The sequence below is a fragment of the Paenibacillus dendritiformis genome (genome assembly GCF_945605565.1).
Lineage (GTDB): Bacteria > Bacillota > Bacilli > Paenibacillales > Paenibacillaceae > Paenibacillus_B > Paenibacillus_B dendritiformis_A.
On sequence record NZ_OX216966.1, the window covers coordinates 3,475,557 to 3,489,082 of the forward strand.

At 54.7% G+C, this 13,526-nt stretch carries 16 protein-coding genes; 13 read left to right on the forward strand and 3 right to left on the reverse strand.

The genetic code is table 11. The features are described 5' to 3' along the window. The first annotated feature begins 4 nt into the window (after nt 1–4). From NNL35_RS15255 to NNL35_RS15265, 3 genes are all read left to right on the forward strand, one after another. Nucleotides 5–1,525 (forward strand): oligosaccharide flippase family protein, encoded by a 1,521-nt coding sequence (locus NNL35_RS15255; protein ID WP_254553564.1) that lies wholly within the window; start codon nt 5–7, stop codon nt 1,523–1,525. Between the two features lie 161 nt (nt 1,526–1,686). Further along, nucleotides 1,687–2,409: an ABC transporter ATP-binding protein gene (locus NNL35_RS15260; protein ID WP_006677313.1), complete on the forward strand. Its 723-nt coding sequence runs from the start codon at nt 1,687–1,689 to the stop codon at nt 2,407–2,409. Then, nucleotides 2,406–3,509: an ABC transporter permease gene (locus NNL35_RS15265; RefSeq protein WP_006677314.1), complete on the forward strand. Its 1,104-nt coding sequence runs from the start codon at nt 2,406–2,408 to the stop codon at nt 3,507–3,509. Before NNL35_RS15260 ends, NNL35_RS15265 begins: the two co-directional genes overlap by 4 nt. 55 nt (nt 3,510–3,564) lie before the next feature. Here the strand turns inward: NNL35_RS15265 and NNL35_RS15270 are convergent, their stop codons facing one another. Both NNL35_RS15270 and NNL35_RS15275 read right to left on the reverse strand, forming a co-directional pair. Continuing rightward, the gene (locus NNL35_RS15270; protein ID WP_006677315.1) at nt 3,565–4,215 is read right to left on the reverse strand and encodes a TetR/AcrR family transcriptional regulator; all 651 of its coding nucleotides are present in this window, start codon (nt 4,213–4,215) and stop codon (nt 3,565–3,567) included. 156 nt (nt 4,216–4,371) lie between these two features. Further along, complete coding sequence (locus NNL35_RS15275; RefSeq protein ID WP_006677316.1) at nt 4,372–5,667, reverse strand: hemolysin family protein; 1,296 nt, start codon at nt 5,665–5,667, stop codon at nt 4,372–4,374. A 260-nt stretch (nt 5,668–5,927) separates the two neighbouring features. Between NNL35_RS15275 and NNL35_RS15280 the strand changes: the two genes are divergently transcribed. The 5 genes from NNL35_RS15280 to NNL35_RS15300 all read left to right on the forward strand — a co-directional run bounded on the left by NNL35_RS15280 (nt 5,928) and on the right by NNL35_RS15300 (nt 9,076). Beyond that, nucleotides 5,928–6,686 (forward strand): DUF1836 domain-containing protein, encoded by a 759-nt coding sequence (locus NNL35_RS15280; protein WP_006677317.1) that lies wholly within the window; start codon nt 5,928–5,930, stop codon nt 6,684–6,686. A gap of 124 nt (nt 6,687–6,810) precedes the next feature. Continuing rightward, on the forward strand, nt 6,811–6,921 hold the full coding sequence (locus NNL35_RS15285) for a YjcZ family sporulation protein (RefSeq protein ID WP_238535349.1): 111 nt from the start codon (nt 6,811–6,813) through the stop codon (nt 6,919–6,921). Nucleotides 6,922–7,206: 285 nt separating this feature from the next. Then, nucleotides 7,207–8,043, forward strand: coding sequence for a TrmB family transcriptional regulator (locus NNL35_RS15290; protein ID WP_006677319.1), 837 nt, complete (start codon nt 7,207–7,209; stop codon nt 8,041–8,043). Continuing rightward, nucleotides 8,040–8,762: an AzlC family ABC transporter permease gene (locus tag NNL35_RS15295; RefSeq protein WP_006677320.1), complete on the forward strand. Its 723-nt coding sequence runs from the start codon at nt 8,040–8,042 to the stop codon at nt 8,760–8,762. Before NNL35_RS15290 ends, NNL35_RS15295 begins: the two co-directional genes overlap by 4 nt. Continuing rightward, entirely contained in the window at nt 8,753–9,076 is a 324-nt protein-coding gene (locus tag NNL35_RS15300) for an AzlD domain-containing protein (RefSeq protein WP_006677321.1), read from the forward strand. The genes NNL35_RS15295 and NNL35_RS15300 overlap by 10 nt, the downstream gene beginning before the upstream one ends. Before the next feature lie 44 nt (nt 9,077–9,120). On the opposite strand, the gene NNL35_RS15305 is transcribed toward NNL35_RS15300, so the two are convergent. Further along, complete coding sequence (locus tag NNL35_RS15305; protein ID WP_006677322.1) at nt 9,121–9,894, reverse strand: MerR family transcriptional regulator; 774 nt, start codon at nt 9,892–9,894, stop codon at nt 9,121–9,123. 183 nt (nt 9,895–10,077) lie between these two features. Here NNL35_RS15305 and NNL35_RS15310 point away from each other — a divergent pair, with 183 nt between their 5' ends. The 5 genes from NNL35_RS15310 to NNL35_RS15330 all read left to right on the forward strand — a co-directional run bounded on the left by NNL35_RS15310 (nt 10,078) and on the right by NNL35_RS15330 (nt 13,405). Next, a complete protein-coding gene (locus NNL35_RS15310) occupies nt 10,078–10,527 on the forward strand; it encodes a MarR family winged helix-turn-helix transcriptional regulator (RefSeq protein WP_006677323.1) in 450 nt (149 codons plus the stop codon). A gap of 15 nt (nt 10,528–10,542) precedes the next feature. Beyond that, a complete protein-coding gene (locus NNL35_RS15315; RefSeq protein WP_006677324.1) occupies nt 10,543–11,736 on the forward strand; it encodes an MFS transporter in 1,194 nt (397 codons plus the stop codon). Between the two features lie 183 nt (nt 11,737–11,919). After that, the gene (locus tag NNL35_RS15320; RefSeq protein WP_006677325.1) at nt 11,920–12,564 is read left to right on the forward strand and encodes a pentapeptide repeat-containing protein; all 645 of its coding nucleotides are present in this window, start codon (nt 11,920–11,922) and stop codon (nt 12,562–12,564) included. A gap of 137 nt (nt 12,565–12,701) precedes the next feature. Continuing rightward, nucleotides 12,702–13,097 (forward strand): DUF2642 domain-containing protein, encoded by a 396-nt coding sequence (locus NNL35_RS15325; protein ID WP_006677326.1) that lies wholly within the window; start codon nt 12,702–12,704, stop codon nt 13,095–13,097. 194 nt (nt 13,098–13,291) lie between these two features. Next, nucleotides 13,292–13,405, forward strand: a complete 114-nt coding sequence (locus tag NNL35_RS15330) for a YjcZ family sporulation protein (RefSeq protein ID WP_220084718.1) — start codon at nt 13,292–13,294, stop codon at nt 13,403–13,405. Nucleotides 13,406–13,526 lie beyond the last annotated feature (121 nt).

Sequence of the window (13,526 nt, forward strand, 5' to 3'; positions counted from 1 at the left end):
TACAATGGGAGGACAAGATTGGATTGGTCGGGTGATGGAAATGAAGCTGCCAGCCATGAATCCGGCTGCCCTGCGGGCAGGAGCTATTCTCGTGGGGAAAGTCATTGGCTTAGCGGGGAGAGCGACGCTGACCCGCATTCTCGGCGCTGAGGGCCTCGGATTATACCAGATCGCCTATTCATGCTATGGTATTTTTCTCATGATCATAACCGGAGGGCTGCCGACGGCATTGGCGTTATTTACCGCCAAGCACCCAGCCAGAGGCTGGGGCGTTTTTCGCAAGCTGTCTGTGATCGTCGCCTTGGTCGGTGCTGCGGCCAGTCTCCTGATGTATATGCAGTCCGAGAATATTGCCATCCTTCTCGGGAATACGAAGGTGGAAGCCGCTATCCGCTGCCTGGCTCCTTCCTTGCTGGCCGTTTCACTTTTGCAGCTGCTGCGGGGGTATATGCAGGGGAGAGAGCGTTACGGAGCTATCTCCTTCTCGGAGATAGCGGAGCAGGCCGTTCGCGTCGGGACAATGATTATTCTTGTCCTTCTGTTCGCATCCGAAGGGACGTCCATCGCCCTGGGGGCCGGGTTGGCGGGAACGACGATTGGCGCGCTGTCCGCCTTCCTTCTGCTTACGGTCTGTCTCGCGATAAGGCGCTCACTTCCCGCCGATTCCATCGAATCCCATCCGCCGGTCCGGAGGGAAGTCCGATCGATTATCCATGCTTCCATGGCGATTGGCTTCACGAGGCTGCTGGTGCCGGCCTCGGACTTCATCGATTCGCTGCTCATACCTCGCCGGCTTCAGACGGCAGGATACACCCTCTCGGAAGCAACGTCCATCTACGGCGTCATTATGGGGATGGCGGTCATCGTTGCTTATATGCCGACGATCGTGACGGCCGCTATCTCTTACACGATGACGATGAAGCTGGCCTCGTATTACCAGCAAGGCGAGTTAAGGTCTTATCAATTCATGGTCCGGAACATGCTTCAGCTCTGCTGGACATGGGGCTTGTTAAGCGGAATGTTCTTGTTGTTGTTCGCGGATCTATTGGCGCATTGGTTGTTCCATACCCCCGAGGCGGCGGCTCCGATTCGATACTTCGCGGTTCTCCCGCTTATCGTCGGCATTCGCGAGCTGACGACAAGTATTTTATGGACCCAAGAGAAGAAAAATGTTCCCTTCATCGGCCTGCTGAACGGAATCGTCTTCTCGACGGCCTTGCTGTTCTTCCTGCTGGCCATACCCGGATTCGGATATGAGGCGGCGTCGATTGGCATTCTGGCGTTGGAAGGGGTTGCGGTGTTCTGTAATCTATACGGTCTCCAGCGAATGCGGGCCAATCTGTTCGCCTGGAGATGGATCGGGTGGGAAGCATTTTTTTGCATCCTAAGCCTATTCTTGTTCTTATTCGTCTTTCCGTCCGGCCTCGAGTCGGCATCGTTCTGGCCAGCAGCTGGTCTTATGCTGATCTATTGGCTCGGAGCAGGGAGCGTCCTCCTCGTGCGGGCGAAGTCCTTCATGCATTGAGTGCACACACGGTGAGCGTCTTCATTCCGGCAGGAAAGGGGACGCTCTTTTGCTTCGTTCCGCTGCCCCGAGATGAAATCATGGATTTACATAAGGAGAAAAGTTGGTATAATAAAAATGAGTAAACACTCACTCACATTTTGGCGAGGATGGTGAATCCTTTGAGAAACGTAATTACCGTCCAACAAGTAAGCAAGCGATATGGCAAGAAGGTCATTCTGTCAGACGTGGACATGACCGTGGCCGAAGGCGAGATCTATGGATTGATCGGACCGTCGGGGGCAGGCAAGACCACCCTGGTGAAGCTGATCGTCGGCATGGATTCGGCCTCGCAAGGGGAGATCGAGGTGGAGGGCGAGAGGATACCGAATCTCGGGATGCTGCAGCGCATCGGATATATGGCCCAATCGGATGCGCTTTACCCGGAGCTGACAGGAGAAGAGAATCTAGATTTTTTCGCCTCCCTGTTCGGACTATCCAAAAAGAAACGGTCCGAACGGATTGCTTATGCGGCTGATCTGGTTCAGCTTACTCCCCATCTGTCCAAAAAAGTGATGGCGTATTCCGGCGGCATGAAGCGCCGGCTGTCGCTCGCGATTGCGCTCGTTCACGATCCGCAGGTGCTCGTGCTCGATGAACCGACGGTCGGTATCGATCCGGAGCTGCGATTAACTATCTGGAATGAGCTGTATCGGCTGAAGCAGGAAGGCAAGTCGATACTGGTGACGACACATGTCATGGACGAGGCGGAAAAATGCGACCGGCTGGCGATGATGAGGGAAGGCCGCATGCTGACCCATGGCTCGCCCGCCGATTTGAAGAGCCGCTTCGGCATTCACAGCTTGGAGGACATATTTATTAAGGCAGGGGGAATGGATGCATGAGAACGGCAGCCCTGGTCAGACGGATTGGCCAGCAGATGATGCGCGACAAACGGACCTTGGCGCTCATGATGGTGGCGCCCCTGCTTATTTTGACGCTCGTTCACTTCCTGTTCACGGGCGATTCCGCCGCGAATCCGAAGCTTGCCGTGATCGGCTCGGATGAAGCGACGGTGGAGGCGCTGCGGGACAAGGAGATCGAACCGATGGTCTATCCTGTCGGAACCGAAGCGAGGAAGCTGATGGCCGAGGAGGATCTCGACGGCGTGCTGCAATGGGAAGGGGAGGAGGAGGGCGCCCTTACGCTGCGGAATGAGGATCCGGCGTCCGCCAAAGCGCTGCAGATGAAGGTGATGCAGACGCTTGCGGCACAGGCGGCGAAGCAGCAGGCCAAGCGGCTGGCCCATCTGCTGCAAGGAAAGGTCGAGCTTCCGGCAGGCGGCCCTCTCGGTGCGGCGGAGCCGAAGCTTGCAATCGATTATATGTACGGGAATGCCGACACGTCGTTCTTTGATGTGTTAAGTCCGATTCTTGTCGGTTTCTTCGTCTTCTTCTTCGTCTTCCTTATCTCGGGGATCGCCCTGCTGCGGGAACGGACGACCGGCACACTGGATCGGCTGATGTCGACGCCAGTTCGCCGCAGCGAGATTGTATTCGGGTATTTGCTCGGCTATGGGCTGTTCGCCGTGATTCAGACGCTTATCGTCGTCTTTTATTCGGTCAAGGTGCTTGGAATTGTCATGGCGGGCAGTCTCGGGAGCGTCATTATCATTAATTTGCTGCTTGCGCTGGTCGCGTTATCATTGGGGATATTGCTGTCGGCCTTCGCCAACTCGGAGTTCCAGATGGTGCAGTTCATTCCGCTTGTTGTCGTTCCTCAAGTTTTCTTCGCCGGCATCTTTCCGGTGGACGGCATGGCGGATTGGCTGCAGGCGGTTGCGCGGATCATGCCGATGTATTATGGAGGGGATGCGCTGCAAGCTGTCATGTATAAAGGGATGGGACTGTCTGATATATACGCTGATCTCGTCGTGCTGGCCGGCTTCGCCCTCGTCTTCATCGTGCTGAACATTGCCGTGCTGCGGAAGTACCGCAAAATATAAATTTTTCAACGAAAAAGCCGCCGCGGATTGCGATCTGCGGCGGCTTGGCTTTGGCTCAAGGAGCCAGCGCCTTCATCAGGAAGGAAATCGTAGCTTCCCGTTCCTGCTCGTCGTTCCACTCTGCTTGCTCCTTCCCAATGAGGAAGGAGCGTGAAAACACATACCCGATAATGACCGAGGCCGTGAGCCGGATAACGGTGCCGGTCGGCAGCTCGATAAGCTTCCCTTCGGCCTGGAAGCCGCGGATGATCTTCTCGAACCGTTCCTTCACTTGAGAGACAACAATCTCCTGCAGTTGGGTCTGCAGATCGGGATGGAAGGGAAGCTCCTGCAGCACAATGCGGACCAGGCTCATATTGTGATGCAAAAAATCGATGCGGTTCTCGATAACGGCCCGCAAAAATTGATCGTAGCTCTCATATTCCGTGTCCAGCACGTCCTTGAACTCGCGCAGCACGAACGGGGCAATCAGCTTCACGATGGAGGGCGCCACGATGGAGAGGAGCAAATCCTTCTTCGTCTTGTAATGACGGAAGATGGTGCCTTCCGCCACGCCGGCGCGCTGCGCAATCTCGCTGGTCGAGGAGGCCGCAAAGCCCTTTTGCGCAAAAACCTCAATGGCTGCCTTCACGATCCGCTCCTGCTTCTCGGTCATCTTCGCATTGGCATCGGCGTGCAGCAGTTCTTCAATCCATGGCTCGGTCATAGGTTCAATGGCAACTCCTTATTTCCTTCGTTCCGTGTCACGTTACCGTTAGCTTATCACAAAGCAATCCGATTGTTAAATGCAGAAGCGCCCTCTTCCGTTCGGGAGAGGGCGCGATTGTGGCGCATGTCCCATGATTAGGGCCAATGACGCCTGTTATTCCGGTACTGGTACTGGTGCTTCCACTTTGTCCTCGACAATGACTTCAATCCGGCGAATGCGGTTCTTGCTCATCTCGCGGATAATCATGCGGACATGCTCATAACGCAATTCCTTGCCTCGATGCAGCTCGGTGAAATGATTGAACACCCAGCCCCCGAACGTGTCCACTTCCGCGTTGTCGATCTCGAGTCCGGTCAAATGGCAGAATTCGTGCAGCGGCACAAGGCCGTCGAGCAGGTAGCATCCTTCATCCAGCACTTCAATTTCCCGGCGCTCATCGGTATCGAACTCATCCCGAATCTCGCCGACGATTTCTTCCAATATATCTTCTATCGTAATAATCCCCGATGTCCCGCCGTATTCATCCACGAGCAAGGCCATATGCATATTTTCCTGCTGCATCCGTGTCAGCAAGGTCTTGACCGGTATCGCTTCGGGCACGGTAAGAATCGGGTGAATCAATGATCGGAAATCAAATTCTTTCTCTCTGTCATACTCCAGGAACAGCTGCTTCGTGTTCATCATGCCGATGATATTGTCTTTGGAGCCGGTCGCGACAGGGAAGCGGGTGTACTGCTCCTTGCGGATAATCTCCAGATTCTGCTCCAACGAATAGTTGGTATAGACGCAGGCCATATCAGTACGCGGCACCATGATCTCCTTCGCCAGCAGCTCATCGAAGGCGAAGATGCGGTTCACATAGCCGTATTCGGCATTATTGATCTTCCCGCTCTGCAGGCTCTCGGACAGGATAATCTGAATCTCTTCCTGGGTATGGGCTTCCTCATGCTCGCTGGCCGGCTTCAGCCCGAATGTCCGGACCAGCAGGTTCGCAGAGCCGTTAAGAAGCCAAATAAATGGGTACATCAATTTGTAAAAGAATATGATTGGCTTCGCTGCCAGCAAGGTGATCGCTTCGGCCTTCTGAATGGCCAGCGTCTTCGGCGCGAGTTCCCCGACGACAACGTGGAGGAAGGTAACGGACAAGAACGCGATGGCATAGGACAGCACATGGCTGACATTGCTGCTAATATTCATGTCGGTCAACCATGGGAGCAGCATCGCTTTCACGGTCGGCTCGCCCAGCATCCCGAGTCCTAACGCCGTAATCGTAATACCTAACTGACAGGCTGACAGATATCCATCCATGTTGCTTGTGACTTGCTGAACGGCGAGCGCTTTCTTGTGGCCTTCCAGCACAAGCTGATCAACTCTGCTGGAGCGCAGCTTCACGATAGCGAACTCGGTCGCAACGAAGAACGCAGTCAGCATAATCAATACGGCAATCATGAATAGATTCAATCCTATACCCATATAATGTTGTCTCATCCCTTTATAATCAGATTTAAGTTCTTATGAACTAATTTTACGAACTTTACCTTGGATGTACAACTGGCGGCAGGGGTCAATTTGGGGGTGTCGGACCGATTTACGCCCATTGAGGGCAGTATGGGATGCCATTCCCTTTGTTTTTCGGCTCTTTACAAGCAATTTTGAACAGTGCTATATTAGGTTCATATGAACTTTTGGAAGGCTAAGGAGGGGAGCAGATGGAGTCTTTCACGCTGACCCGCAAAGAAATGTCGTCTCTGTTGCTCTCGCTGCAAGGGATGCAGCGCCAGTCGCCGTTGGCCATTCTCCAGGCCGCATGGTCGCATACTCACGGCAATACGGGAGCGGCAGCGGACTCGATGCAGTCAATCTTGTCACTGGATATGCCGCATATCATCAAGAAATTGATTCAGGGCCAGCCGTTTGCCGGATTTTCGCTGCAGGAGATCGCGGATCTGGGCCATTTGATAGAGCATTCGAACATTTCGATTACATCGATTCAGAATTGGGTGAAGCGCGACTTCAAAGAGCTGTTCGCCAGCATTAAGGAAGGGCGCAAATACTCGATAAATCAAGCGGCACTGATGTTCATGATCGACGATCTGAAGTGCACGCTGGACTTCGTATCGATTCGCACGCTGTTCGATTCCCTGTTCCGCGACCGGCACGGAGGGATCGATCCGATTCAGGTCTATCATGCTTATGCCGGCATGTTCGAGGAATTGGATGCGAACAATGACCAGTTGTTCGACGTGGCCGGACATGCTTCGGCCGGGGGCGCGCAGGATGCGCTGCTGGAACAGCTCGTCAAGACGACGGCCGACCGGACGGCGCAAGGATGGGCTCTGTCCGGGCCCTGCCGGAAGGCAGTCAGCAACGGCCTCGTCATCGCCGTTCTGTCCGTCCAGGCCTCCTATTTGCAGGATATCGCGAAGCGATATTACACCGCCAATGTGTTCCTGCAATTTGAATCGTAGATCATGATGAACCAATATTGTACAGCAGGGACTTGCGCCTAATTTCTATTCTATGGGCTAAAGCCAAATCAACCATGAAATTAACCCAATATAATGAGGTATATTCATAAGAGGAGGCTGCCTAATGAGCGATATCAAAGGTGGGTACGGATGTCATCATCCCTTCACTTCTACAGCTGTAATCTTGGTTCTGTTCATCTTGCTCGTCATCGTTTCTCGTGCATGCATTTATTAGAATCCACGATAAGATTAAGAGGATTGGCTCCCTCATGCGTTCGTGCTTCTAGGTCATCTTATTTCATGCCCTGCTGATGGAGCAGGGTTATTTTTTTGCCGGTTCTCCGAGGGACCATTGACAGGATAATGAAGCGGCATTATAGTAAGTAGTAATCTAACGACGCGGCCACGCTGGCCGATTACGGTTCGCTCTGCGCTGGGCCGTTTTTCTTTTCGTGTTCGATAGTAGTTAGCTACATAACTCCTCAAAGGAGATTATATGCCAAAAGAAGGGATGTGCCCCATGGAGGATGTGTTCAAGGAGTTGCAGAAGCTCGGCTTTTCTCCATATGAGTGCAAAGCCTATATTGGACTGTTGAAGGTTCACCCCATTACGGGCTATGAGATTAGCAAGCGATCCGGCGTGCCTCGATCTATGATTTACGAGGTGCTGGGGAAGTTGATGGACAAGGGGGCCGTTCACCTCGTGCCTTCCGATCCGGTCAAATACTCGCCGGTTCCTTCGGGCGAGCTCATCGATCGGCTGCGGAACCAATTTGAGCAATCCTTTTCTTTTCTGGAGCAAAGGCTGCCGCTCCTGCAGCGGGAGCGGGACATGGATGTCATCTGGCATATCCGCAGCGACGAACTGGTGCTGAATGAAATGGCGGATATGATCGGAAGGGCGGAGGACGAGCTGTGGCTGTCCGTCTGGGAGCCGCAGGTTCCTGTCATTCAAGAAGCGGTGGACGCGCATCTGCGGGAGGGGGTTCAGGTGTTTTCCGTGCTCTTCGGAGCGCCGGAAGCCCGCATCGGGACGACCTTCCATCATGATTATATGCCGCCGGAAGTGGTCAAGGATCGGGCGGGAGGGCGCTTGACCATCGTCTCCCGCGACGGTGAGGAGGTGCTGATCGCGAACTTCTCCGGCGACGCTGCCTCCTGGGCGGTCCGGACGCATGACCCGGTGCTCGTGCTGGTGGCGACCGAGTATATCCGGCATGACATTATGATTGAAGAGATAACGGCCGTATTCGGAGCGGAGAAGCTGGATGCGCTGTGGCGGAATCATCCTGCTCTCTACCATGTCGTCACCGGACAACGGTATGAGGATCAAAGGCGGACAAAGGAGGAACCATGAACCAACAATATGTGAATGCGCCTGCGGCGAGGAACGAACCGTTTCTGCTGGGGGTGAAGGACTGCCTTCCCACGGTATTGGGATATCTGAGCATCGGCTTCGCAGCCGGGGTGGTGGAGAAGACGGCCGGCATGTCTCTGGCCGAGATCGCGCTGCTGTCGATATTTTTGTATGCCGGCTCCGCCCAATTCATCGTGGCCGGCATGCTCGCCTCGGGAAGTCCCGCTTTTGCCATTATTTTTACTGTGTTTTTTGTCAATTTGCGCCATTTGTTAATGAGCGCGGCGATGTCGCCTTATTTCCGCCATCTGCCGGCATGGAAAAATATGCTGATCGGCTCTCAGCTGACCGATGAGACATTCGGCGTCGCCGTTACGAAGCTGACGGGGCGGACGCAGGGGAGCTTCCGGTGGATGCTCGGACTGAATGTGACCGCTTATCTGAATTGGCTCGTCGCCAATCTGGCCGGCGGGGTATTCGGGCACTGGATCGACTCGCCGGAGAAGTACGGCTTGGATTTTGCCTTGCCGGCGATGTTCATCGGCCTGTTCATGCTGCAATGGCTGGAACGGTCCAAGTTCCGGGTGGATCTGGCGGTCGCAGGCTGCGCCGTAGCGACAGCCATTGCCGGCACGATGTTCCTGTCCAAGAGCGCCGGTGTCTTAATCGCTATTATTATCGCGGCAAGCGTAGGGGTGTGGATGGAAAAATGGAAGTAAGATGGAGCTTTCTCTTGATGCTGGCGGGAGCGGCGCTCGTTACCTTGATACCGCGGGTGCTGCCGCTTATCGTCCTGAGCAAGAAGCCGCTGCCGGAATGGGGGCAGAACTGGTTGAGCCACATCCCGATCGCGGTTATGTCGGCGCTTCTGGCTCAGGAGCTGTTCGTCGGCAGCGAAGGCGGCTCCGTGCTGCCGCTCATTGCCGCCGCGGCCGCCTTCGCCGCCGCATACTTCACCCGGAGCTTGCTCATTACCGTCGTTACCGGGATGGCAGTCATTGCGCTGCTCCGCTATGCCGCCTCCTTGCTGTAGCGCTTGGAAGGCGGATGCGGCGAGCGAAGGAGACCGCTCGCCGCTTATGAACCCGCCTCCTGCTTCAGCTGCCGGGCGTCTTCGCTGGCGATATAGAGGTTATACGCCTGCTCGAACAGCTCTAGCAGCTCAGGCTCCAGGGGATACATCCCGACTTGGGCGGATTGCTCCGGGCACTTCCGGATTTCCCACAGTTTATCGAGAAATTCCTCTTCTCCTGGAAATGATTCCTCGCTCTTCTCGGCAATTCTTCGAATAATGCGCTGCACCTGAGGCGAGTCCGGTCCGGCATCCATATGCTTGCGGAGCTGGGCGATGAGCCCGAGCCACTCCAGCGAGTCGGGATCGCTGCCATCCACTCTCGGCAGGCGCGACATCAGATTTTGCTCATGCTCCTGGAAGAGGAGCTTGCGGTATTTCCGGCGCGTCTCCTGACTGCGTCCGGACAATTGAATCAGCTTTTGAATTGCATTGCCCTTCGCATCCCCTTCGACAGCCATACTGTGAATGAGCTCGCGCAGATGCATCTCCATCTGCTTGAGCTTCTCTTGCTCTTCCAGCACATAGGCCAGCTGATTGTTCAGACTGGCCGACCAATCGAGGTCATGGATGGCGAGCATTTCATCGATCTCCTGCAAGCGGAAGCCCATCTGCTTCAAAAATTGAATATGCTTCAATCTCATCAGATCCTCATCCGAATAGAGCCGATGTCCGCCGGGCGTCTTGCCTGCCGGGTTCAAGAGCCCGATTTGATCGTAATAGCGAAGCGTCCGGACGGTGATGCCGGTCTTTTTGGTCACATCTTGAATCGGAATCATGATGCTCCCTCCTTCATTCCATGATGTCTCTCCATTATATAAAATGACGCAGCGTAAGTTTCAAGCGCCGCATGACATTTGGCCTCCGGCCGCCGCTGGATTTCCATTGACATTTCTAGTTGTTAGGCATATAGTTGTTTAGACAACTATGTTAATTTAAATCATTGAAAGGGGACCGCAGGCTTGACTGAAGAGAACCGTCTGTTCCGTTCCATCGGCTTCGTGATGGGCATGACCTACCGCAAGGTGTCGACAATGTTCCAGCACCGCTTGAAGAAGTACGACATCACGCCGGAGCAATGGACCATCCTGTATCAGATTAGCCGGGCCGACGGCTTGATTCAAAAAGACATTGCCGAGCGATCGGGCAAAGACAGGCCGACGACGACGCGGATTCTCGATCATCTGGAAGCGAAGGGATTCGTGTTCAAGACACCGGGAGAGCATGATCGCCGCTCCTTCCTCGTCCGCATTACCGAGCGGGGGAAGGCGCTGATCGAGCAAACATCGCCAATCGAGCAGCAAATGATTCAGGACATCAAGCAATGTATGTCGGATGACGAATATGAACTGCTCATCGAGCTTCTTCTCCGCGTCAACAGCCATGTGAATGAATTAGCAGACAGAGAATAAGGAGAGAGACACTTGATGAAGGAACCATCAACACCGCTTTGGACGAAATCGTTCCTGTCGTTAACGATTTGTTCGTTTTTATTGTTTTTGAATTTGCAAATGCTGCTGTCTTCCTTTCCCGCGTATGTGAAAAATGAATTCCATGCCGGGGATGTAACCGTCAGCCTGGTCACCAGCGTGTTCGCGGCCTCCGCCATTGCGACCCGCTTCATCACCGCCGCGCTGATGCGGAGGATGAAGCGCAGCGTCATCTTGTACATCGGGCTTGCCGCCGCCGCTGTGATGACTGCCATCTATGCAGCAGCCGATTCGATCGGCTCCATTCTGCTGATGCGGGTCGGATACGGCATCGGGTTCGGCATGGGCAGCACGATTATCCCGACGATGGTCTCCCAGATCATCCCGCTTCCCCGGATGGGCGAAGGTATAGGGTACTTCGGCTTGTCTACCAGCCTTGCGATGTCCATCGGGCCGATGATCGGACTTAATGTCATGAAGCAATCCGGATTCGGCATGCTGACCATTATCGGTACCGTAACCGTGGCGCTCATTTTTCCGATCCTGCTGCTCACCCGCTCGATCCCGCCTGAACACAGGCAGCCCCGAACCGCGGGCTTGTCCCGGCAGAAGCAGCGGCTCAATCCGAAGCTCCTGTTCCCGGCTCTGCTCAATGTCATTCTGTCCGTTACATATAGCGGGCTGCTCGGCTTCATTGCCCTGTTCGGCGAAGCGGTGCATCTGGAGCAGGTCGGGCTGTTCTTCTTGTTCAACGCCGTCACGATCATCATTATCCGGCCGATATCCGGCCGGGTCTTCGATAGCCGAGGCCATGCGGCCGTGCTGATCCCGGCGGCTGTCTGTGTTATCGCCAGCTTGACGATATTGTCGTATACGACCTCGATCCCGATGCTGGTCGTGTCCGCACTGCTGTACGGGCTCGGGTTCGGCGCGATTCAGCCGACGATTCAGGCATGGATGATCCGGCTCGTGCCGAAGGAGCAATACGGCATGGCGAACAGCATGTTCTACAACGCGACCGATCTCGGGGTTGCTGCCGGAGCGCTTCTGCTCGGGGCTATCTCGGCCGCCACAGGCTATGCCGTGATGTACCGGTATTCCGCCGGCTTCATGATCCTGTTCCTGCTTGTATACGCGATGGTGCAGGCGGCCGCAATGAGACAGCGGAGCAAGGCGGATCTGTCGGCGTAAGCGAACAACCTGCCATCGAGCCAAGGAGCTGTTCCGGAAGATGAAGCATTCTTCCGGAGCGGCTTCTTCGTGTTATGAGGGAACAATGCCCGGTTGTGCCAACGGTGTTCCGCAGGCTGCACTGGTCAACGATCCCGGCCGGCGGTATAGTTAGAAGACAGAGAAAAGTGGAGGCTGGTATGCGTGGATGAGTTGAAAATCGACGCTCCCAAATTGCCGCGGGAGTTGTCTGAACTACTTTTGCCGCACGGCATGCTTTATGATGAAGACGTGTTCCGCGAAGGTGTGATCAAGGATTGTGTCATCGAACAGCAGAAAGTTGATCGGGTCACCTTCGACAAGGTGGTATTGCGGAATGCCGCGTTTGCGGAGACCGCTCTGTCGCGGATGGAGATGATCGATGTCGTACTCGACAGATGCGATTTGTCGAACATCGATTTCAGCGGGGCCATCATTCATCGCGCTGAATTCCGCCATTGCAAGCTTATCGGCATCGACTTGATGGAGGCGACGCTCCGCAATGTGCGGTTCACCGGCTGCAATGCCAGCTATGCGAATTTCCGGTTCGCGAATATGAAGCAGGTTCAGTTTCAGGAATGCTTGCTGGTTCATGCGGATTTGTACAGCTCGACCGTCCTGCAGACACAATTCGAGAACTGCGATCTCGATCAGGCGCAATTATCGGGCACGAAGCTGGCCGGCATCGATCTGAGCGCGTGCACGTTCACGGCGCTGGGCGCCGGTCTGGACGACTTGCAGGGCTGCATCATCTCTCCGGAGCAAGCTGCTGTCTTCGCCGCCCAGTTCGGCCTGCAGATTAAGGAGTAGCGCGCACCGGAAGAAGAGAATCAAGCCTCTTTGTCCGGCTTCGCGGTGACGCGGCTGCCGGATTCAATGCCAGCCGGAATATTCCGGGTTCCCGAACATATATAATTACAATGAGACGGAAAAGGAGGGAACCGCCCATGACCGAGAAGAAGCCCGCACACAAACCGCCTGCCGAGAAAGAAAAACCGCCAGCCAAACCGCCAGCCAAGCCGCATCATGTTCAGACTTGCCTTCACCCGATCGTGCAGCCTGCTTATGTCAATCATCAACCGGCCGCGTGCACTCCGATTTGCACGACGCCGGCCGTGCCGCAGCCAACCGATTACGTGACTTGTCTGGATCCGGTATTCCTGGACCATCTGAGCCGGCATCAAGGCCAGCGCATTACCGTCCGGACGACAGCAGAGACGCTGGAAGGCGTATTAGCCAGCGTCGCGGTCGATCATATTCAATTGAATCGGCATGACAAGGCGTTCCATATCCGGACCGCTCAGATTGTCTATTTCGAGGGGCTGCCGATATCTTATTTATGATGAACGTGACGGGTCCGGTCAACGCGAAATAACCAAGGAAAAAAGGCTCCCGGCGGAGCCTTTTGTCATGAAAAAAACAGTCGATCTGTCCCCGGACAGAGCCTAATTTATTGCGGTATGGGACATAGCCAAGTCATTCAGGACGCAACCCCAATACAATGAGTATGTACCTAGCAGGAAAGGAGGTTGCCGGAATGAGTGATGTTGGCGGAATTGGATGCAAAGGCATCGGTCATTTTACTTCTATAGGCGTTATCTTGGTCCTGTTCATTTTATTGGTCATCGTCTCGCGTGCTTGTATTTATTAAAAGATGCGCCAGTCCTGATCGCCGTCTTAATTCGGCCCTGCTTCAACAGCAGGGCTCTTTCATTTGTTGCCTGCAGAAGCGGTCACCGTGAGCGCATGCTGTTCATTGCATTCGGGAACAA

Excerpts from the sequence above, each read along its gene's own strand:
- NNL35_RS15330 (WP_220084718.1), top strand. The coding sequence starts at position 13,292 with ATGAGTGATGTTGGCGGAATTGGATGCAAAGGCATCGGTCATTTTACT.
- NNL35_RS15325 (WP_006677326.1), top strand. The coding sequence starts at position 12,702 with ATGACCGAGAAGAAGCCCGCACACAAACCGCCTGCCGAGAAAGAAAAA.
- NNL35_RS15265 (WP_006677314.1), top strand. The coding sequence starts at position 2,406 with ATGAGAACGGCAGCCCTGGTCAGACGGATTGGCCAGCAGATGATGCGC.
- NNL35_RS15285 (WP_238535349.1), top strand. The coding sequence starts at position 6,811 with ATGAGCGATATCAAAGGTGGGTACGGATGTCATCATCCCTTCACTTCT.
- NNL35_RS15290 (WP_006677319.1), top strand. The coding sequence starts at position 7,207 with ATGGAGGATGTGTTCAAGGAGTTGCAGAAGCTCGGCTTTTCTCCATAT.
- NNL35_RS15300 (WP_006677321.1), top strand. The coding sequence starts at position 8,753 with ATGGAAGTAAGATGGAGCTTTCTCTTGATGCTGGCGGGAGCGGCGCTC.
- NNL35_RS15275 (WP_006677316.1), bottom strand. The coding sequence starts at position 5,667 with ATGATTGCCGTATTGATTATGCTGACTGCGTTCTTCGTTGCGACCGAG.
- NNL35_RS15280 (WP_006677317.1), top strand. The coding sequence starts at position 5,928 with ATGGAGTCTTTCACGCTGACCCGCAAAGAAATGTCGTCTCTGTTGCTC.
- NNL35_RS15295 (WP_006677320.1), top strand. The coding sequence starts at position 8,040 with ATGAACCAACAATATGTGAATGCGCCTGCGGCGAGGAACGAACCGTTT.
- NNL35_RS15305 (WP_006677322.1), bottom strand. The coding sequence starts at position 9,894 with ATGATTCCGATTCAAGATGTGACCAAAAAGACCGGCATCACCGTCCGG.
- NNL35_RS15255 (WP_254553564.1), top strand. The coding sequence starts at position 5 with ATGGGAGGACAAGATTGGATTGGTCGGGTGATGGAAATGAAGCTGCCA.
- NNL35_RS15270 (WP_006677315.1), bottom strand. The coding sequence starts at position 4,215 with ATGACCGAGCCATGGATTGAAGAACTGCTGCACGCCGATGCCAATGCG.
- NNL35_RS15315 (WP_006677324.1), top strand. The coding sequence starts at position 10,543 with ATGAAGGAACCATCAACACCGCTTTGGACGAAATCGTTCCTGTCGTTA.